This is a genomic window from Methanomassiliicoccales archaeon (assembly GCA_026394375.1).
Lineage (GTDB): Archaea > Thermoplasmatota > Thermoplasmata > Methanomassiliicoccales > UBA472 > JAJRAL01.
In genome coordinates this window covers 51,089-71,079 of the sequence record JAPKYJ010000026.1, presented here as the reverse complement: position 1 = coordinate 71,079, position 19,991 = coordinate 51,089, and the positions used below count along the sequence as shown (strand labels likewise).

General features: G+C 59.8%; 24 protein-coding genes and 1 tRNA gene. 11 read left to right on the top strand and 14 right to left on the bottom strand.

From position 1 onward, the window contains the following. Position 1: 1 nt before the first annotated feature. On the top strand, positions 2-1,363 hold the full coding sequence (locus NT137_07740; GenBank protein ID MCX6653223.1) for a DHH family phosphoesterase: 1,362 nt from the start codon (positions 2-4) through the stop codon (positions 1,361-1,363). Here the strand turns inward: NT137_07740 and NT137_07735 are convergent. Then, on the bottom strand, positions 1,360-2,343 hold the full coding sequence (locus NT137_07735; protein ID MCX6653222.1) for a bifunctional N(6)-L-threonylcarbamoyladenine synthase/serine/threonine protein kinase: 984 nt from the start codon (positions 2,341-2,343) through the stop codon (positions 1,360-1,362). The genes NT137_07740 and NT137_07735 overlap by 4 nt on opposite strands. Positions 2,344-2,369: 26 nt before the next feature. After that, a complete protein-coding gene (locus tag NT137_07730; GenBank protein ID MCX6653221.1) occupies positions 2,370-2,615 on the bottom strand; it encodes a hypothetical protein in 246 nt (81 codons plus the stop codon). Between the two features lie 85 nt (positions 2,616-2,700). Here NT137_07730 and NT137_07725 point away from each other — a divergent pair, with 85 nt between their 5' ends. The 3 genes from NT137_07725 (at position 2,701) to NT137_07715 (ending at position 4,079) form a co-directional block, all read left to right on the top strand. Beyond that, positions 2,701-3,504, top strand: a complete 804-nt coding sequence (locus NT137_07725; GenBank protein MCX6653220.1) for a class I SAM-dependent methyltransferase — start codon at positions 2,701-2,703, stop codon at positions 3,502-3,504. 29 nt (positions 3,505-3,533) lie between these two features. Then, positions 3,534-3,606, top strand: a tRNA-Val gene (locus NT137_07720). Positions 3,607-3,797: 191 nt separating this feature from the next. Then, entirely contained in the window at positions 3,798-4,079 is a 282-nt protein-coding gene (locus tag NT137_07715) for a hypothetical protein (GenBank protein ID MCX6653219.1), read from the top strand. Positions 4,080-4,124: 45 nt separating this feature from the next. Here NT137_07715 and NT137_07710 read toward each other — a convergent pair whose 3' ends face one another. Continuing rightward, the gene (locus NT137_07710) at positions 4,125-4,370 is read right to left on the bottom strand and encodes a hypothetical protein (GenBank protein ID MCX6653218.1); all 246 of its coding nucleotides are present in this window, start codon (positions 4,368-4,370) and stop codon (positions 4,125-4,127) included. Between the two features lie 78 nt (positions 4,371-4,448). Then, positions 4,449-5,126, bottom strand: coding sequence for an ArsR family transcriptional regulator (locus tag NT137_07705; protein MCX6653217.1), 678 nt, complete (start codon positions 5,124-5,126; stop codon positions 4,449-4,451). 181 nt (positions 5,127-5,307) lie between these two features. On the opposite strand from NT137_07705, the gene mtnA reads away from it, so the two are divergent. The 7 genes from mtnA (at position 5,308) to NT137_07670 (ending at position 9,910) form a co-directional block, all read left to right on the top strand. After that, a complete protein-coding gene (gene mtnA / locus NT137_07700; GenBank protein ID MCX6653216.1) occupies positions 5,308-6,315 on the top strand; it encodes an S-methyl-5-thioribose-1-phosphate isomerase in 1,008 nt (335 codons plus the stop codon). Then, a complete protein-coding gene (locus NT137_07695; GenBank protein MCX6653215.1) occupies positions 6,312-6,953 on the top strand; it encodes a class II aldolase/adducin family protein in 642 nt (213 codons plus the stop codon). The genes mtnA and NT137_07695 overlap by 4 nt, the downstream gene beginning before the upstream one ends. Positions 6,954-6,962: 9 nt before the next feature. Then, a complete protein-coding gene (locus NT137_07690) occupies positions 6,963-8,039 on the top strand; it encodes a ribosomal biogenesis protein (GenBank protein MCX6653214.1) in 1,077 nt (358 codons plus the stop codon). Positions 8,040-8,080: 41 nt separating this feature from the next. Continuing rightward, the gene (locus tag NT137_07685) at positions 8,081-8,467 is read left to right on the top strand and encodes a translation initiation factor IF-5A (protein MCX6653213.1); all 387 of its coding nucleotides are present in this window, start codon (positions 8,081-8,083) and stop codon (positions 8,465-8,467) included. Between the two features lie 9 nt (positions 8,468-8,476). Continuing rightward, the gene (gene speB, locus NT137_07680) at positions 8,477-9,334 is read left to right on the top strand and encodes an agmatinase (protein MCX6653212.1); all 858 of its coding nucleotides are present in this window, start codon (positions 8,477-8,479) and stop codon (positions 9,332-9,334) included. A gap of 6 nt (positions 9,335-9,340) precedes the next feature. After that, entirely contained in the window at positions 9,341-9,478 is a 138-nt protein-coding gene (locus tag NT137_07675) for a TMEM165/GDT1 family protein (protein ID MCX6653211.1), read from the top strand. Between the two features lie 174 nt (positions 9,479-9,652). Beyond that, a complete protein-coding gene (locus tag NT137_07670; GenBank protein MCX6653210.1) occupies positions 9,653-9,910 on the top strand; it encodes a TMEM165/GDT1 family protein in 258 nt (85 codons plus the stop codon). Between the two features lie 9 nt (positions 9,911-9,919). Here NT137_07670 and glmM read toward each other — a convergent pair whose 3' ends face one another. The 10 genes from glmM to NT137_07620 all read right to left on the bottom strand — a co-directional run bounded on the left by glmM (position 9,920) and on the right by NT137_07620 (position 19,982). Beyond that, complete coding sequence (gene glmM, locus NT137_07665; protein ID MCX6653209.1) at positions 9,920-11,272, bottom strand: phosphoglucosamine mutase; 1,353 nt, start codon at positions 11,270-11,272, stop codon at positions 9,920-9,922. 4 nt (positions 11,273-11,276) lie between these two features. Then, positions 11,277-11,963 (bottom strand): DUF47 family protein, encoded by a 687-nt coding sequence (locus tag NT137_07660; GenBank protein MCX6653208.1) that lies wholly within the window; start codon positions 11,961-11,963, stop codon positions 11,277-11,279. After that, a complete protein-coding gene (locus tag NT137_07655) occupies positions 11,956-13,041 on the bottom strand; it encodes an ABC transporter ATP-binding protein (GenBank protein ID MCX6653207.1) in 1,086 nt (361 codons plus the stop codon). Before NT137_07655 ends, NT137_07660 begins: the two co-directional genes overlap by 8 nt. Further along, complete coding sequence (locus NT137_07650; protein ID MCX6653206.1) at positions 13,041-14,132, bottom strand: ABC transporter ATP-binding protein; 1,092 nt, start codon at positions 14,130-14,132, stop codon at positions 13,041-13,043. Before NT137_07650 ends, NT137_07655 begins: the two co-directional genes overlap by 1 nt. After that, complete coding sequence (locus tag NT137_07645) at positions 14,133-15,785, bottom strand: ABC transporter permease subunit (protein ID MCX6653205.1); 1,653 nt, start codon at positions 15,783-15,785, stop codon at positions 14,133-14,135. It lies immediately after the preceding gene. A gap of 72 nt (positions 15,786-15,857) precedes the next feature. Further along, positions 15,858-16,823 (bottom strand): NDP-sugar synthase, encoded by a 966-nt coding sequence (locus NT137_07640; GenBank protein MCX6653204.1) that lies wholly within the window; start codon positions 16,821-16,823, stop codon positions 15,858-15,860. Positions 16,824-16,863: 40 nt separating this feature from the next. After that, positions 16,864-17,079, bottom strand: coding sequence for an LSM domain-containing protein (locus NT137_07635; GenBank protein MCX6653203.1), 216 nt, complete (start codon positions 17,077-17,079; stop codon positions 16,864-16,866). Between the two features lie 75 nt (positions 17,080-17,154). Next, on the bottom strand, positions 17,155-17,787 hold the full coding sequence (locus NT137_07630; protein MCX6653202.1) for an IS5 family transposase: 633 nt from the start codon (positions 17,785-17,787) through the stop codon (positions 17,155-17,157). Positions 17,788-18,340: 553 nt separating this feature from the next. After that, positions 18,341-19,330, bottom strand: coding sequence for a glycosyltransferase family 2 protein (locus tag NT137_07625; protein MCX6653201.1), 990 nt, complete (start codon positions 19,328-19,330; stop codon positions 18,341-18,343). A 151-nt stretch (positions 19,331-19,481) separates the two neighbouring features. Continuing rightward, positions 19,482-19,982: an SMC-Scp complex subunit ScpB gene (locus NT137_07620; GenBank protein MCX6653200.1), complete on the bottom strand. Its 501-nt coding sequence runs from the start codon at positions 19,980-19,982 to the stop codon at positions 19,482-19,484. Positions 19,983-19,991: the final 9 nt, after the last annotated feature.

The window sequence follows — 19,991 nt, the reverse complement described above, 5'->3', positions numbered from 1 at the left end:
AATGGACGGAGAGCCGCTCCCTCAACCCCTCTTTTCCCTTTTATCCAACGCGGCACAGGAGGTCTCCCGCCAGAGCGAGGTGGTGGTGCTATCCCACTACGACGCCGACGGAATCTCCGCTGCCGGCATTCTCTGCAATGCTCTGCTGAGAGCGAACAAGCGCCTGCACCTCACCCTGGTAAAAAGCTTGGACGATGCCACCATCAAGGAGGTGGGCGAAGGGGCGAAATGCCTCATCTTGGCGGACATGGGTTCCGGCAATCTCCCCGCACTGGAAGCGCTTGGCGCCAAGGTGGTGGTGCTCGATCATCACAAGACGGTGGGCGATTCCACCAAGGTCCTGCACATCAACCCCCACCTCTTCGGCATCGAAGGCATGGCCTCCGGTTGCGCCGGGGCGGTGAGCATGCTCTTCGCCCTAGCCATGGACGAGAGGAACTGGGACCTGTTGCCGATCGCTTTCGCTGGAATAATCGGAGATCGACAGCATATCAGAGGGTTGAGCGGCATCAACCTCTACCTGCTCCAGAACGGCCTCCAAAGGCATTTGGTGGAGGTACGATCTGGCTCCCTGCTGCCCGAGGGCAAGTTGGCCGAGTCCCTGGCGGACCGCAACGACCCCTACATGATCGGCGTGAGCGGTGACCTGGAAGGTGCCAAAGCGTTGCTGAGAGAGGCCAAGATCCCCGAGGATTCCTCGTTGGAGCAGTTGAACGAGAATCAGAGGCGAGCGCTCTCCTCGTTGGTCGCGCTGCACTTGCTGAAGCAGGGCTGCACCACCAGCGCCCTAGAGGAGCTCATCGCCGAGCGCTACTTCTTCCCCTCCTGGAATCTCTACGGGGAAGATTTGGCACAGCTCCTGAACGCCTGCGGGCGCACGGATAAGGAAGGGATCGGAGTGGCTCTGACCCTCCGGGACGCCAAGGCCCTTTCGGCGGCGGAAGAGCTGAGGCGGCAGTACAAGGATGCCATCATCTCTGCCATGAAGGCGATCATCAAGAAGGGCGTCACCCGGATGCAGAACATCCAGTGGTTCGAGAGCACCAATACTTCGCTCTCCGGCGTTCTGGCGGGGCTGACGATGCAGTTCGTGGGGGACTGCGATAAGCCGACCATCACACTCTCGATCCATCATGACGTGATCCGGGTATCCTCCCGGGCCAGCTTCCGCATCCTGGAGAAGGGCGTGGATTTGGCCGTGGCCCTGCGGGAAGCGGCTCAGTCTGTGGGAGGAGTCGGCGGCGGTCATGCGGTGGCAAGCGGAGCCACCATACCCAAGGGAAAGGAGACGGAATTCCTAACTAGATTGGATTCCATCGTAGGCGATCAGAAGGCCAAGAAAGCGGCCCTCAAGCCAATCTAATCCCGCCAGGTCACATCCACTTCATCGGTGCGGTATCTCTGATTGACAACGGTCTCATCGATGCTCATCCTTACCCCAGCGAGATGCATGACCAGCCCCGTCCAAGCTATCATTGCCCCATTGTCCACGCACAGCGAGCGGTCCGGAACGAACATCTTCGCTCCTCGGTCCTGGGCCATCCTATCCACCATCTCCTGCAGGCGCTTGTTCTGTACCACGCCTCCGCCCAGGAGCACCTCGTTCTTCTCCACGTGCGCCATGGCCCTCTCCGTCACCTCGGCGAGCATGGCGAAACAGGTCTCTTGAACGGAGTAGCATATGTCCTCGATGCTCTCCCCTTTGTCTCTGAACGCGAGGCAGGCGGTGAGTATGCCAGAGAAGGCCATGTCCATGCCTTTGACGGAGTAGGGGATGTCGAGCAGCTTCTTACCGTCCTTCGCCGCCTTCTCAATCTTCGGACCGGCGTAATATCCCAGCCCGATCTCTCGTCCGAGCTTGTCCAGCATATTGCCGATGCCTATGTCCAGGGTCTCGCCGAAAATGCGATAGCGGCCGTTGGCGAAAGCGATGACCTGGGTGTTTCCTCCCGACGCATAGAGAAGCACCGGGTCCCTGGCAGGCGTCTTGATGCGCCCGATCTCCAGGTGGGCGATGCAGTGATTCACGCCCATTATGGGGGTCTTGAGCTTGAGGGACAGTGCACGAGCGGCCGTGGCCACGGTGCGCAAGCATGGCCCCAGGCCCGGGCCTTGAGAGAAGGTCACGAGCTCGATGTCCTTCAGCGAAAGGTTTGCCGCCTGGACCGCCTTGGCGATCATCGGCACCACGTGCTCGGCGTGATGGTTGGCCGCTTCCCGGGGATGTATTCCTCCGGTCTCCGGCTTATACATCTTAATCTCGTTGGCTAGAACGCAGCCTCGCTCGTCGACGATGCCCACGCCCACGGTGTGCGCCGTGCCCTCGATGCCTAGCGCGATCATCCTGCTGGTGAGATTGGCTAGGAGTATTAAATGCCGTCGCAGCCTGCGACGGACTTGAGCTTCTGCAATATGTTGATGGCGCCCTCGACGACCTGGTCATCGACCACCAGGATGGGGGTGTACTTGCTGAGCAACTCGTAGTAGGCGGCCTCGGCCATTCCGTCGGCGGATTCCATGTCCAAAATGTTCACCTTCAATCCTGGAGGCAGGCGTTCCTTCACGTAGTCGCACTTCTCGCAGCCGGGCTTGGTGAAGAGTAGTATCTCTGGCATCCCATTACCTCTTTGCCGAAACCGATTCAGAGATAAAAGGACTGCGCAACAACATAAACCTGGTTAGCGAATGAAGGGTGTGAGGATGAGGACGGAAACATCGACCACGGAACGATTCAGTGGCAGAGCGCGTTCCTATGCCAAAGGCCGACCGCAGTACCCTGGCGAGCTCTTCGAACATCTGCTCCGGGCGAAGGCGCTATGGGAGGGTGCGGTCGTCGCCGATATCGGATCGGGCACTGGCATCTTCACCAGACAGCTGCTGGAAAGAGGGATGAGGGTCTTCGGCGTGGAACCGAATCGGGACATGAGGTCGATAGCGGAGGAGGAGCTTAGAGACGAGCCAAGGTTCTACAGCGTGGCGGGGAAGGCCGAGGAGATACCCCTGCCTCCTGAGACCGTTGATGCGGTCACGGCGGCGCAGGCGTTCCATTGGTTCGACCCCTTGCCGGCAATGAGAGAGTTCCGGAGGATCTCCAGGCCGGGGTCATACCTCATCCTGGTGTGGAACGAACGGATGGGAAAGGAAGAGGCGTTCGACGAGGCGTACGCCCGGCTGGTGGACGATTTTGAGAAAGGAAGGGGGGATATAGAGAGCAAGAAGAAACGTCCAGAGCGGATGTTCGGGGATCTGCCGTTCGAGCATTTGACCTTCTCATTCGAAAGGGGGCTGGGGCTCGAGGAGCTGTGCAACCTGGTCAGCTCGGTCTCCTATCTGCCTGCTCCCGGTGAGGCGAAGCACGAGGAGATGATGAATCGCCTAGTCGAGATCTTCGAGGCTCACCAAATCAAGGGCGCGGCGCGAATGCACTATCGAACGCACTGCTGTCTTGGCCGCATCTGGTCGACGCTGAACGATGACGCTCAGAGGCCAGCGAAAGGCATATAGTGTCGAAAAGGTTACAGCAGAATCCACAGGGGCTCATGGTCTAGCGGTTATGACGTCTGCTTGACACGCAGAAGTTCGCCAGTTCGAATCTGGCTGAGCCCACTCATTCTCCACATCGCCTGCCGTTTCTGAGTATCAAGAGATCTGTCCACAGAGGAGGTGAAGGTCGATCTCATCCATATGGCCACAGACTCTACTGCCACCACCCGTAGGTAGCGATGCATGACATTCACGTTCCCGATGCTCCGACCTCTCTGAAAGCATAATATGCGACGCAACGGGATGGTTGCTCCATGGCGGACGAGAAGATCCTTACGAAGCATCCTCAGGGGAAGAAGGGTGTCAACATCTCCAAGGACAAGTATGACCAGATGCGCCAGGTCATCCTTGACTGTCTTAGGAACAAGCCTCTGAATCACATGGAGCTAACCCGGTGCGTGGAATCGAGACTGGAAAGCAAGTTCGAAGGCTCGATACCCTGGTACGCGGAAGCGGTGAAGCTGGACCTGGAGGCAAAGAAGGCAATAGAAAGGGTGAGGACCAAGGACGCCCAGGTGTATCGCATCAAGAGATAGGCGCCGGTCCGGTTGAGGCGTGATCAGGCTTGCCGAGGAGGAGGACTAGCCCTTCTCTTCCTTGTCCTCGCCGCTCTCCTCTTCCTCATCCTCTTCGTCCTCCTCATCATCAGGGAAGGTCAGGAAGGCCTCTAGCCTATCCTCGAGCTCCACCAGAGTCTCAAGGGCCTTCTTCTTCTGGCCCTTCTCCACCATCTCCCGGATGTCGCTGATGCAATCCAGGACCAAGACCATCTCCTCGTCGATCTCGTCGAACATCTCGTAGAGGCTGTGCATCTCCGAACGCTCCATGCTTGGGGATTGGAACGGGGCATAAAAAACGTGCGGTCTTGAGTTCGCCTTGCCCAATGCACGTCCAGGGACCAAGGCTTACAGCCCTGGCTCGATGACGTACTTGCAGAAGTTGAAGCCGGAACCGAACGTCTCCGCCTTGGTTACCCTTGCTGGTATGCCCATGCGCGATTCGAAAATGGCCTCGAGGATGCCCTCGTTCATCAAGCAGAGGGTCTTCCCCACGTCCGGCGCCTTGGAGCAGTCGTACTCGTCCTTGATGATCAGGGTGACGGGATGCAGCGCGTAGACGTTCACCTCGCCCAGTTCGTGCTGCTTGAAGAACTCCTTCACTTCGGTGATGATGCCCTCCACGTTGTTGGACTTCATCCGCTTGGAGATCTCCCGCCCTATCTGCCGGCCTATATCCTTGAGCACCGGGTCCATGTTGAACCCGATGGCCTCCATGCCAATGACGATGGAACGGACGACCCCTTTGAGGAATGTGCTTGGCGTGCCGATGCTGCGGGAGATGGTGTTCTCCACCTGCTTCATCAGGTCCTCGCGCGGCACCACCGAGCTGCCGATCGGCCTGGAGACCAGATAGAAGATCTTGCGCCGATTGTCGTTCGGGTCGTCCCGGTAGCCGATAAGGCCTTCCTTGACCATCTTGTCCAGGTGTACCGACAGAGTGGACTGGGCCTTGCCGGTCAAGACGGCGATCTCGCTCAGGCTCAGGTCCCTGCGTTGCAGCTCGCTAAGGATTTTCTGCCTCACGGGGTTGGAAATCTGCCGTAGACCAGTCGACGTCGAATATACATCGAAAGCGTCGGTCTTCTTCTCGTTCATAGTCCCAAGCGACCCGGCAGGGTTCAAATGCATTAGGCGATATTAAACCTCGGCCCTGCCCGAATGCAATCTTTTTCTATGGCCTAGCGGGTTTATCCCCGGTGAGCGTCTGAGGATCGTCACTGGCGAAGGCGCCAAAGAATTCAGGGCGGTTTGGCTCGAGGGAGCGGAGGTCAAGATGATCGACCAGCGCCTCCTTCCCCATCGATTCGAGATCGTTTCGTTCCGTTCCGAGGAGCAGGTGGCGGAGGCTATCCGCAACATGACCGTGCGCGGCGCTCCGGCCATAGGCGTGGCGGCGGCCTACGGAATGGCTTTGGCCTCGATGAACGGAAGGGATGCGGATGAAGCGGGCAAAGTGCTCAAGGCCTCCAGACCGACCGCCTTCGACCTCTTCTTCGCCGTGGACTTCATGCTGGAACGCATCCGAGCGGGGGAGGAGGCCGGCAAGGTCGCGGAACGCTATGCGGAGCGCATCGTAGACAAGTGCCGCTCCATCGGAGAGCAGGGCGCCAGGCTTATCAAGGATGGAAGCAAGATCATGACCCATTGCAACGCCGGTGCATTGGCAACGGTGGACTACGGCACGGCGCTCGCACCCATCCGGGTCGCTCACCGACAGGGCAAGAGAATATTCGTCTACGTTTCAGAGACCAGGCCCCGGCTCCAAGGCATGAAGCTCACCGCCTACGAACTGAGGAACGAGGGCATACCGCACAGCATCATCGTCGACGGAGCATCCGGCCACTTCATGCGCAAGGGAGTGGATATGGTCATCGTGGGAGCGGACCGAGTGGCCTTGAACGGAGATTTCGCCAACAAGATCGGCACCTTCGAGAAAGCGGTCCTGGCCAAGGAGCTGGGCATCCCCTTCTACGTGGCCGCGCCCATTTCCACTTTCGATTTCGCCCTTGAGAGCGGCAAGGACATCGTCATAGAGGACCGGGCAGAGGAGGAGGTGACCTTCTTGGAGGACGTGCAAATCGCGCCGGAGGGCAGCCATGCCTTGAACCCCTCATTCGACATGACACCCCATCGGTACGTGGCAGGTTTCATCACGGAGGTGGGCGTTCTCGTTCCGGATGAGATCACCAGGGTGAAGGGGGCCAGGATATGAAGATCGAATGGGAAGTGCGAAGGGACATCGTGCGCTATGGGAAGATGCTCTACGAGCGCAAGCTGACCGTTGGCACGTCAGGCAACATAAGCGCCCGGGTGAGCGACGACGCCATGGTGATCACCCCCTCGGGCGCATGCAAAGGCATGATGCGCGAGTACGATCTGGTGCGCATGGATATCTTGGCTGGGAGGGTCACTTCCGGAGGCAAGCCTTCCATGGAGACCCCGTTCCACCTGGAGATGTACCGCTGCCGGGAGGACGTGGGGGCAGTGGTCCATTGCCACCCCTTGTTCTCGACCATCCTAGCATGCGCAGGGGAGAAGCCACGCCCGGACCTGACGCCGGAGGGTCTGATGGTCCTGGGCGCGGAGGTGCCCCTGGTACCCTATGCCACCCCAGGAACGGAGGAGCTGGCTCGGCGTCTGCGAGAGACATCGACCAAGGGCAACGCCTTCCTCCTGGAGAACCACGGGGCCATCGTGGTCGGCCGCGACCTGGGCGAGGCGTTCTACCGCATGGAGACCCTGGAGTTCCTGGCGGAGCTGCAGGTCCGAAGCGCCGGTACAATGGGATTGAGATCCTTGCCCAAGGAAGAAGCGGATAGGATCCTAGCACTTATGGCTAAGGAGAAGTGAGGGGAATCTATGATCATCGTCACCAAATGGTTCGGGGTCTTCCTGTGCGATAAGGAGAGGGTGCGGAAGTCCACCCTCTTCGAGAAGGAGCACAAGCTCATCGCCTCCAAGCTGGCCTTGGTGCAGCGGGGTGAGATACTGCCTGAAGAGGCGCAATTGGCGGGCAAGAGGGTGCAGGTGGCCGATCCTCGGCTTTCCAAGCTGGGGAAGCCAGTGGTGTACGATTCCTCGTACATCAAGCCCGAAGACTACGGTTTTTCCATGGAGCTGATGCAGCAGGTAATGGTGGAGCTGGGCAAGGTCCGCACTCGGGAGCCAGTCAGGCCGGACAGACACGTCGTGCAAGCGATCCGGGCTATCGATGACCTCAACGAGAACATCAACATCATGAGCGAGCGGCTGCACGAATGGTATGGATTGCACTTCCCGGAAATGGCCGACTACGTGAAGGATGCGGAGTACGCCCAGCTGATCGCTCGCCACGGGGAGAGGGAAGAAATCCTCAAGGCCATTGGCGTGCAGCTAGAGTCGGTGGGGGCGGAGCTCTTGGACGAAGACGTCTCGGTGGTGCAGGACCTTGCATTGTCGCTGGCGGAGCTCTACGAGACCAAGGCCAAGCTGGAGGTGTACGTGCAGAAGCGCATGGAGGAGACCGCTCCCAACCTGACCGCCCTGCTCACCGCCAATCTAGGCGCGAGGCTCATCTCCCTGGCGGGAGGGCTGGGCCGATTGGCCACCCTGCCCTCGTCCACCGTGCAGCTCCTAGGGGCGGAGAAGGCCATGTTCTTGCATCTGCGCTCAGGAAAAGCGCCACCAAAGCATGGCATCATCTTCCAGCATCCAGCGGTTCACAGGGCGCCGTATTGGCAGCGGGGGAAGGTGTCTCGCACTCTAGGCGCAAAGGCGACCATCGCGGCCAGGGTGGACTTCTACAAGGGCGAGTTCATCGGGGAGCGCCTGAAGGCGGAGATGGAGAAGCGGGTGGAGGAGATCAAGCAGAAGTACCCCGAGCCGCCCAAGAAGGGAAGGGGCAGGGAGCAAGCCAGCGGTGAGCGCCGTCAGGCCCACTACAAGAAGCGCACCTGAAAAAGTATTTAAACGCCCGCACTTTTCCCTCACCGATACCTATGTCCTGGAACCAAGCCGAGGTCAGGGAGCTCAAGGAAGGCCGATACGTCAACATCGACGAAGAGCCCTGCAAGATCATTTCCATTCAGACCTCCAAGCCCGGTAAACACGGCGAGGCCAAGGCCCGCATCGATGCCGTCGGGCTGTTCGACGAGAAGAAACGCAGCATCGTGCACCCCGTGACCCACAAGGTGCAGATCCCCATGATCGACAAGCGCAAGGCGCAGGTCCTAGCCATCGGTGGCAAAGAGGTCCAGCTGATGGACCTGGATAACTACGAGAACTTCTCCCTGAGCATCCCGGATGAGTTCCAGGGCCAGCTTCACCCCGGCGAGGAGATCATGTACATGATCGCCATGGGAAGAAAGAAGATAACCAAGGTGTAGGTAGTCCACATGGTGCTTCGCGGGATCAATTTTGCCTTCGCCACCGCCAGCTTCGAGAAGGCGGAGTTCGTCATCGTGGGCGTGCCATTCGATCGCACCACCTCTTTCCGGCCAGGTGCGCGGGCCGCTCCCAACGCCATCCGGGAAGCATCTAGCAACTTCGAACCCTATGTCTTCGAGCACGACCTGCTTCTGACAGACGTCAACGTGCATGACGCTGGCAACATCGAAGACTGTGGCTCATCGGAGGACATGGTCCGGGAGACCAAGCAGGTCGTAGCCTCCATCGTCAAGGCGGGCAAGTTCCCCATCGTGATGGGTGGGGAGCATGCCGTCACCATCCCAGCGGTCCAGGCCTTCCAGGATGTAGGGGTCATAACCATCGATGCTCACCTGGATTTCCGGGACGAGTACATGAACAACAAGCTCAGTCACGCCTGCGTGCTGCGCCGGAACGCGGACCACGTGGGCATAGAGAACGTTCTCGCCTTCGGGGTGCGCTCCATCTCCATGGAAGAGAAGATGGCCAAGATGCCGGAGTACATCGACGCCTACACCATCCATGAGGAGGGCGTGGAGAAGGCGTTCAAGCGGGCGCTCAACATGATCCGCCGGGAGAACATCTACTTCTCTCTGGACGTCGACGGCATCGACCCTGCCTACGCACCTGGTACGGGAACGCCAGAACCGTTCGGGCTCACCTCAATGGACGTCAAGAAGTGCATCAACATGCTCGGGCCTCGCCTGGTAGGGTTCGACGTGAACGAGGTCTCTCCACCCTACGACAAAGGGAACACCGCCGCTCTGGCGGCCAGAATGATCATCGAGGTCATCTCGGTGGTGCACGGTCACCGCAAAAAGCAGTGAGCGATCATGGACCTGGCGCCGGTGTTCTCTGCTTTCGTTCTCATCGCTCTGACGGAGATCGGGGACAAGACCATGATCGCCGTCATCACCCTCTCCTCCAAGCACTCTCGCTCGACTGTGTTCCTGGGCGCCTTCGCGAGCTAGTGGCACTATCCGCAGTGGGAGTGGTGGGCCAGGTGCTGTTCCAGTACGTCCCTCGACCGATGGTCGAAATGGGGGCGGGGATTTTGTTCATCGTCTTCGGGCTTCTCACCCTCCTCCTTCCAGACAAGAAGGAGGAGGTGAACGCCGACCACAAAGCCAGATGGGGAGGGATTGGTGGCCTCCTTCACCTTGGTGGCGGTCATGGAGCTGGGGGACAAGACGCAGCTGTCCCTAATCGCCCTCTCCGCTCAGTATGGCGATTGGCTGCTGGTATTGCTAGGCGCGGCAGCGGGCTTCGCCCTCGTCACCCTCATTGGCGTCCTGGTAGGTTCGGAGATCGGCAAACGCGTACCGAAGAGGTACGTCAAGCTCGCTAGCGGCGCAATATTCGTAATCTTCGGATCGGTGTTCCTGATCCTGGCTCTTCTCTGATCGCCTGGCTCACTCGTCCAAAAGCTCCTTGACCAGCTTCTCGCAACGCTCCGCAATGCGCTTCGCGTCCTCTTCTGTTCTGCCCTCGGAATAGATGCGGAAGATGGGCTCCGTGCCTGAAGGACGGATGAGCGTCCACCCTTCGTCGAAATACACTTTGACGCCGTCGGTCTGGTCCACCCGCTGATCGGCGAATGCCTGGCACACCTGCTGCAGCAATCCCTCCTTCCTGGAATCGGGGCAGCGCACCTTGCGCTTGTCCAATTGGTATGTGGGAACCTTCTTGAGCAGCTCTGACAGCTCCCCTTCGATGGCCAGCACCTCGATCATCTTGGCCGCGGTCATGGCCGCGTCCCGGCAATACTGGTGCTTGGGGAATATCAGTCCGCCGTTCTCCTCTCCTCCGAAGACCGCCCCCAACTCCATCATCTTTCGAGCCACGATGGGAGCGCCCACCCGGGTATAGACCACTTCTCCACCCGCCTCGCGCACCGCGTCCTCCACACAGGACGATGTGGAGACGGGCGTGACCACTATGCCGCCGTCGTTCTCCGCCACCATGGCGGCCGCCACCACGGCCAGGCTCTTGTCCCCGTAGACATAACGCCCTTTGTCGTCGATGAAGATGGTGCGGTCCGCGTCCCCGTCATGCGCTATTCCCAGGTCAGCGCCTGTTTCTTCCACCAAGGACTTGAGGTCCTCCAGATGGTCCTCGGTCGGCTCGGAAGGGTGTCCGGGGAACGTTCCCAGAGGATTGCAGTTCAGGGTCACGGCCCGAACGCCCAGACGCTCCAACAGAACCGGGGTGGAGACCGAACCCGCGCCGTTGGCGCAATCCAATACCACCTTTATGCCCGCCTTGGCGATCGCCTCAACATCCACCTGCTGCAGGACGGCATTCTGATAGGATGCGATCGCCCCTCCCGCCATTCTGATGTTGCCAACCCCTCTCCAGTCCTGGATGGCGAAGGCTTGGCTAAAGTAGATGCCCTCGATCGTCTCCTCTTTGGTCCGGGGCATCTCCGTGCCGTCCGCGTCCACGGCCTTGATGCCGTTGAACTCCGGGGGATTGTGGGAGGCGGTGATCATGACCCCGCCAGCGATGCGGTTCGTCTTCACGAAGTACTGCAGGGCCGGAGTGGGTAGCAGTCCCAGGTCGAGCACCTCCGCTCCGGCGGACATCAGGCCCGCCAGCACGGCGCTCTTCACCATGTGGGCTGAGGTGCGGGTATCGGTCCCGACCGCCACCCGTCCCTTCATGTAGGTGCCGATGGCCTTGCCCACGTCCATCGCCAGCTCGGGCGTCATGTCCTCGTTGATGACGCCCCGCACCCCGTTCGTTCCGAAGAGTCGCTCTGCCATGTCCCTACCTTGCCTTGTGCCTCTGGGCTATGACCAGGATGTGGATGATGTCCGCAGCGTCCTTGCACTTGTCAGCCGAGTTCTCGATGCCGTGCAGGATATCGCGCATGAGGTAGATGGCCTTGGGATCGATGTCGGCGAAGAATATCTCCTTCTTGGTGGAGAAGTACATCTCGTCCAGGATGTGCTCCTGTATCTCCACCCCCCTCTCGTACTTGATGACCAGGTCCTCGTCCACTCCCAAGTTGTCGATGCTCATCTTCAGCTGCTTGGCGGCCTTCTCCAGCTCCGCGGTCATGGCGCAATACTTATTCCAGAGGGTCACCGGCACGTTCACCTTGGCCTCGATGACCAACTGCAGGTTCATACCCGCCTCCTTGGCCCAGTCGGCGACATAGTCCATGCGGCGGATGAGGTGCATGAGGTCCTCCCGCTCCTTCGCCTCCAGGTCGCCCTTGGACAGCTCCGCCGTGATGATGTCCTCCAGGTTGTCCGCCTCCTTCTCGGAGAGCATCTCCCGCTTTATCGCGTCCAGAGCTCTCTCCTCGTCCTCTTTGCAGAGCGCCATGAGCACTCGGTTGAGCTCCGTGGTGGTGTCCGCGACCTTCTGTGCATGATCTCGGATTCCCTTCATCACTACCGATTCCCGGCGCTTTCCGAACCATTCCAGCAACGAACCAGCTTCACTCAAGTTTGACCGCCTCCGCTATGCCTTCTAGTGGCCTGGGATAGACCACCGCTGCCTTTCGATTCACCGTCAGATACACCTCTTGCCCTTGATGATATAGCTTTCCTTCCGCCGCCGGCACATCGAACTCCACTCGGTCCTCGCTTCTCGATTGAGCCACGACCCTCCAGTATGTGCCCATGTATGTGACGTTCTGCACCCTCGATAGCAGTCCATCGGTGAATGGGAAAACGAACTCCGGGCGAACGGAGATGACCACTGCGTCGCCCTCTTTGTGACCACACTCCGTCACCTCGACGGTCGAACCGTCGCGCAGCTCGATCAACGACTTACCTTCGGCCCGACCCTTGACCCAACCCTCCAGGAGGTTCGTCTCGCCCACGAAGTTGGCGGTGAATATGTCCTTGGGCTGGGTGTACAGCTGCTCCGGCGTTCCGGTCTCAACGACCCCACCGGCACGCATGACCATGATGCGGTCTGAGACGGACATGGCCTCCTCTTGGTCGTGGGTCACGTGCACAGTGGTCAGTCCCAAGGCCTTCACGATACGCCTCAGCTCGTAGCGCAGGTCCACGCGCACCCTGGCGTCCAACGCGGAAAGCGGCTCGTCCAGAAGCAGGAGCTTGGCGCCCGTGGCCAAGGCCCGGGCCAGTGACGCCTTCTGCTGCTCTCCTCCGCAGAGCTCGGACGGGAACATCTCCATCTTGTCGAGCAGCTTGACCAGCTCCAGGTATCGCTTGGCAACCTGTCCCTGCTCCTCCCTGGGCAGATCCTTCACGCGCGGGCCGTAGGAGACGTTGTCCTCCACATTCAGATGAGGGAAGAGGGCGATGTTCTGGAAGACGTAGCCCACGTCCCGATCCTCGATGGGGACGCCTCGCATCTCCCTCCCTCCAATCCAGACCTCTCCTTCGGTCGGCTCCAGGATGCCGGCGATGATGCGAATGAGCGTGGTCTTGCCGCATCCCGACGGACCGAGGATGGTGACGTACTCTCCATCGGCTATGGTGAGGTCGACCTCATCCACCGCCCGCAGCTTGCCGTAGCGCATCGTCACCCTCTTAAGCTCCACCTGCGGCATTATTCCACCCTCAGCTCCTCCTCCAGTCCGCCCGGAGGCACGGGGAATACGCTCGCTTTTTCCGCGCTCCACTTGATCTGCACCTTGTCTCCCTTGCTCAGCTTGCCCAATCGCCAGGAAGGCACCTTGGCAGCGAAGCGCCCCAACTCCCCCACGTCCAGATCGATGTGCAGATTGCGACCCTCGAAGAGAATGCGCTCTACGCGTCCTTCGAAGAAGCCTTCCCCCTCTTTGGAGATCTCGGTGTTGCCTACTTTGACGGCCACCACCACATTCTCCCCCTCGCGGCAAGAGCAGGGCTGGGCCATGACCGACCTTCCATTCTCCCCCCGGACCTCAGTGGCCTCGCGCTTGGCGCCCACCTTGCCCACGAAGAAGTTGGACTGCCCGACGAAATTGGCCACGAAGGGGGAGACGGGATTGTCGAAGACCTCGGCCGGGCTCCCGACCTGGATGATCTTTCCTCCGCGGATTACGGCGATGCGGTCGGCCATGACCAGGGCTTCGTCGTGGTCGTGCGTGACATGGACGGTGGTGATGCCCAGCGATTTCGCCAGCGACCTCAGCTCCTGCCTCAGGCTGATCCTCAGCCGGGCGTCAATGGCCCTCAGGGGCTCGTCCAGGAGGAGCACGTCCGCACCGGAGGCCAGGGCGCGAGCCAGCGCCGTCCTCTGCTGCATGCCCCCGCTCAGCTCCTTCGGGTAGGCGTCCGGGCGATGGGTGAGCCTGACCAGGTCCAGCATCTCCGTCAATGTCCTCTTCTTCACCTCATCTGGCACATCCTGGATGTCCGGCCCGAAGAGGATATTCTTCGCCACCGTGAGTTGGGGGAACAATGCGTAGGTTTGAGAGAGCATGACCGCCCGGCGGTTCTCCGGCTCCTCCTCGTTCATGACCTTGTCGTCGAATGTTATCTTGCCCTTGTCTGGCTTAGTAAGCCCGGAGATGATGCGCAACACCGTGGTCTTGCCTGCACCAGTGGGCCCGAGGAGACAGAGATACTCGCCGTTGCGCACCTCCAGGTCCAGGTCGTCGGCCGCCTTGATATCGCCGTAGCGCTTCCCGACGCCCTCCAACTTTATGGTGGGCATCTAGTCCCTCCTCCTCTTCCTGACCATGTAACGGAGCGCTAGCATGAACGCATAGGAGATGACGATCAGCACGATGCAGGCCAATGCCGCCGAGTAATAATCATGCGCCTGGACCAGGTTGACGATGAAGTTGGGGGCGGTGTTAGCGCCTTCCACCACCGCTCTGGTCGCGCCGGTCTCCCCCAAGCTCCTGGTGAAGGCCATGATGGCCCCAGCTAGAATGGAGCTAGAGATCACAGGGTAGAGCACACGCCTGAAAGCCTGGACCGGCTTCGCGCCAAGCGTCCGGGCCGTCTCCTCATAGACCGGGTCGACCTCCTCCACCGCCCCGGTGACGCTCCTCACCATCAGCGGATAGGTGAAGGCGATGTGCGCCAGAATGACCAGTACAATACCGACCGCGCCATTGACTGGCTGCCCGCCTGCCCAGAACAAGCCCAAGGAGTAACCGAGGGCGACGGTGGGCACGATGAGCGGCACATTGACCAATATGTCCAGGGTCTCAGGGAGGCGTTTCGACCGCCCCCGGGCGATGTACAAAGCCAGCGGCACCCCCAACGCCAGGTCGATGACCGTGACCACACCAGCCACGATGAACGAGTAGAGCAGCGCCTCCCCGAACATGCCCCAGTTCATCGGCTGGCTGGGCGTGGCCGTCAGCACATAGGTGAAGATGAAGAAGGAGGGGATGAGGACGATGAAACTCAGGAACAGTATGGAGGAGAAGTCCTTGGCCTTCGGCGCCAAGCCCCTTGACAGTATCTTCTCCGGTCGTGGCCATATCTTGCGTATCGGCAGGTGCGCCCTCTTCACTATGATCGCCATGACCGCCAGCAGGGCGAGCGCCAATACTATGAGTATGATGCTGATGAACGACAGCTCGGGAATCAGCGCAGGGTTGGTGATCGAGTTCTTCTTCACCTCGTCGATGAGCGTCGGCGCGGTGTAGAACAGCTTCTGAGCCCCGACCGTGGTCAGCGCCACCACCGTTCCTCCGGTCTCGCTCAGGCTCCTAGCGAAGCAGAGGATTATGCCGGTAACCAAGCCCGCCCGGAACAGCGGGAGGGTGATCGTCCGAGCCGCTGTCAGCTTACTGGCCCCTAACGTCCGGCCAGCGGTCTCGTAGGTTTGGTCGATCTGCTCCAAGATCGCCGCTAGGGAGCGTACCATGTACGGATAGGAGAAGACAATATGCAACAATATGATGAGGAGGAATGGCGACCCGATGATGTTCAACCCCAGGGGGTTCGTCAGGTCTGCCGGGGTGATGCCCCAGAAGATGGCCGCGGAGAAGCCCAGGGCGGCCGTTGGCACCGCCAGGGGCATGTCGATGAGCGTGTCCAGGAACTCCTTGCCCCGGAACTTCTTCCTGACCAGCATCCAAGCCATCGGCAATCCGACCAGGAAGTCCACCAATGTCACGATGCCAGCGATCTCGAAGGAATTGGCGATCGCCGTCCAGATCTTTTGCATCTCCGCCGGGTCGTTGAGGACCGTACTTTGGATGTCGCCCCAGTTGGTGAAGGCATAGGAGAGCACGAAAACTGTGGGAATGATGACGAAAACGAGGAAGAAAAAGATGATGAAGGCGAGCCAGCCCTTGCGGAATCGCCTCCTACTGATCAGCTCCGTCGCTTTTTCAAGCCAACTCATCGGCACACCGGATGCTTATGTCTAGGGGAAAGAGTGGCGCAATAGATAACAATTTCAGTTTCCCGCGGGCACCTACTTGGTGGCCATTATGGCATCCGCGACTCTCTCGCCCTCTCCCACCTTGAATCCGGGCCCTATGATCGAGTTGACGACCTTCGAACCTGGCCCTAGGACAACGCCCTTCATTATCAAGGAGTTCACCACCTCCGCTCCCTCTCCAATGCTGACGCAGGGCTCGATGCAGGCGTACGGCCCTATCCTGGCCCCTTTCGTGGCCACGCTCCTCATTAAGCTGGGAGACAAGAAGGTGCAGCCAGAGTCCGGTTTCATAGTGGGCGCCGGCTGCGGCTCGATCTCCAATAATTTTCTCTGGGCGGCCAGGAGATTCTCCCTGGTGCCGCAGTCCATCCAATGCCCGGTGAACTTGTGGCCGAAGAGGCCATAGTCCAAAATGGCCGGGAACACCTCCCTTTCCAAAGACACCACGCCTTTACCAATGTAATCGAGGATCTCCGGCTCGAAGATGTAAATGCCTGCATTGATGAGGTTCGACCGCGCTTCCTCGCGCTTCGGCTTCTCCTGGAAGTCCAGCACTCTACTGGAACGGTCCAGCTCCACCACCCCGAAGGCGCTCGGGTCTTCCACCGGCCACAAAGCGATGGTGCCTATGCCCCCTTGCTCGCGATGCTGCTTGAGCATGTGCTTCAGGTTGAGAGAGGCGATGCAATCGCCGTTCATAGCGATGAAGCACTCGTCCAAATGATCGCTGACGTTCTTCAACGCGCCCCCCGTCCCCAGCGGACTGGTCTCGTTCACCAGCACCAACTTCCGGCCGCAGGGGTTGGTGGCGAAATACTCCTCCAAGGCATCGCGCATGTAGCTGACGGCCAGGATGATAGTGTCCACGACCGGAGGCAGCGAGTCCATGATGCGCACCACCAAGGGCTTTCCGGCCACCGGTACGAGCGACTTTGGAACGGAGTAAGTGAGGGGGCGCAGACGCGTGCCCAATCCACCAGCGAGTATGACCGCTTTCATGGCATCGTCAGTTATGGTTCATATCAATAAAGGGTGGATATCACAGAGGAGTTATGCTGACCACGTTGTTGCCGCGCAGGATGACCACGCCCAGACGGCGGGTCTGCTCGGCGGTGCGCTCCTCCGTCTCCTCGAGCACCATATTCATGTACTCGTCGTAGCCGGTGAGCTTGCCCTCCAGCACCCGGTTGTCCTTGAGCAACAGGGATATCTTCTTGTTCGTCGACTTCTCCAGGAGCGCCAGTGGCATTACCATTTCAAATCACTGGTCTCGGAATATTGGCCGGGTGTTTTAAACCTTTGCCCCATGTAACTGTGTTGAATTACTCTTTTATACCCCCATGAGCTGGTTGTAAGCGGCGAACATCTGCTCCGCCTCGCGGAGCATGATGTCCCGCCGCCTGGACATCACGCTCTCTCCAATCACCCGCTTCACCGCGGAGAAGGTCGTCTCCACCTTCCACCGCATGCGATACTGGTGGCGCAGGCGCCACCCAGTCTCCCCGACCCTGCGCCTCTCGCCCACGGCCAGGGAGCGGGCCAGCCCCTTGCCCAGCGACCTGCGCGAGGCGCCGGCCCGCACCGGGATCGCCGCGTCGATCCCGCGCTGGCGCAGGAAGGCGAAGTTGTCCCGGATGTCGTAGGCCGCGTCCGCCAGGACCCGCTTGACCGGTCCAGGCAGGCGGCGCTCCGCCTGCCGCACCAGCTGCGGCAGGAAGCGGTGGTCTGGCGCTCGTTCGTCCGTCACCACCACCCCGACCACGCTGCCACTGCCCACCTCGACCGCCACGTGCGCCTTGATCCAACCCCGGTGCACGTGCCACTTGTCCCGGAGCCACTCGCCCCGGTTCGACACCTTCAGCCCGGGCGAATCGATCGCCACCGCGTACCCCGCCCCGGCGCGGGCGGGGCTTGCGCAGCCGCAACGGCTGCGCCAGGAACCTGCGCCAGATCGTCGAGTGATCGGGAGCGCAGCAGCGCCCCTCCATCTGCCGCAGCGGCAACCGCTGCGCCTGACGCAGGAACGCCAGGAAGCGGAAGAGCGAGGCTGGAAAGGAGTAAGGCCTTCCCCGCTTCCTCCGGTTCATCTGTTCCAGTTCGTCCTCCCAGCCCTCCAGGACGTTCATGCCCAGGAGAGCCTCGCTCCGCCTGACCAGTTGTTCGTTGTACACCGGCCAATTCCTTTTATCCACTAAGGTGCATCCCATCCTCTGTGGCATTTGTTATCCCAAGTGCCTTATCGCCATCCCAGGCGATAAGGCGAATGCCACACCCTCCTTTCACTGGCATTAATGCAACACGCTTCCCCATGTTCGAAAGGGACCAGCGTGGCTCGGCATCGTTTCCGTGCTCAGAGGTAAGGATGGCACATAGGGTATCCTTCTGGTTCGGGTCGAGCGAATCTTCAGACCTGTACGGATTAAGCTCCGACGCGAGAGAGCACTGCGCGCGGATCATCGCACTTGCGTTCTCATTAATCCCTGCCGAGGGTTCTTGGATGATGATTCGACCTTCAATCATCTTGGACGGGATCCATTCGTCCGCCGTCTGTTCCTCCCGCGGCCGCGAAGATCGAACCAAAGTCGATAGACACTTCCTGGAATGAGCAGTAAAGGCAGGTCCACCACCCAAAAGGTCGGGTACTGCCAATAATGGGAGCAGAAGCTATTGAGAAGATTACCATCCAGACAAAGGCCCTGAGCCTTCGCCATGGGAATATACTTCGGATAGCCGCCCTTGATCACGAAGTCCGCTCTCTTCTTCACACCCCTGGAATAGCCAAGGTTCGGCATCTCCTGGAAGATGTCCACCAAACAGAGACCGATGTGTATGAAGGAGCCTCCACCTCCCCACCGTCCCTTGGCAATGCAGAGGCCCAAGGGGGTTCCCTTCAAAATGAAGGCCTGCCGATGGGAGTTGGGGGAAAGGGCTTCCATCGCGTAAGCGAAGTGTATCCAATAGCGGCCGTGGTATCGCTTGAGATTGAGGGCCAACCAGATGCTCCGGTTGACGATGTTGCTCGATAGCAATCCGTTCTTGAAGTTGATCCGGCTGAAGAAGGCGTTGCCGTCCGGACACAGCTCCCCCTCCTCCAAGGTCAAGCTGGCCGAGCCTCCTTCGAAGTTCGCGAATATCAATGCCACGTCGGGATGTTCGTGTATGGCTTCGAGGACCTCATCTATCGCGCCATCCTTCAAATAGTCATCATCGGCGAGAGGCCAGACAAAACGGCCCTTTGCCATGTGCACGATAGTATCAACATTGGCATCGAAGCCGATGTTGGTCTCGTTCTTGTGATACACCACCCTCCCTGGGTACCTCGACATCAGTCCGAGGACCGTCGACTCCGTCTTATCATCGGAGGCGTTGTCAGAGACGATCACTTCCACCAGACCCGCCTTATCCGGTCCCACCTGCGACAGCACGCTTTCGATGGTCTGTCCAATGGTCTCCGCCCCGTTGTATGTGGGCACCCCTATGGTTAGAATGCAGGGTTGATCCTGCACGACACTCTGGTTCGACGTTTGACTTCCTCTCAATATTGGTGACTTGGTAGATGCGATGCCGGCAATAACCGTTTGGGTATTAGTCATCGACCTAAGAGCCACACCAGAGCAACAGAAAAGAACGGGACGAGGCATATCCGCAAGAGCACGATCAGGTCGCTCCGCCTTTCACCAACTGAGCCTCCATCCAGCGCTTGATGTCCTCCTTCCGGGAGGAGGCGATGCCGAAGTATTCGGCGAAGCGCTTGGAGGTGGTCAGAAGGAACGTCTGCCCTTGCCGGTGAGCGGATACCAGTCCCGCCTCGCGCAGCGCCCGCACGTGCTCGTATACCTCCCCTCCCAATGACTTTGCCAGGTCGCTCTGGCGGAGAGGTTGGTTGTAGGCTATGTACGCCGCGGTCTTCAGCACCTCCCGGGGCAGTTCCTTCTCCGCGAACGGTAGGCCGTAAGGGGTGTACTCCTTCCTCAGCTGCATGGCGTAGCGGATACCGATCTTGACCACTTCGATGGAGGAGGCGCGCTCATCATATTCCTTCTTCAGCTTTCCCAGAGCCCTTCGGATGGCGTCTGGGGTCAACTGGGTAGCAGCCTCGATCTCCGCCATGCGCAATGGCCGAGAGGATGCGAAGAGCACCGCTTCCACGGCCCGCACCGGCTCCAA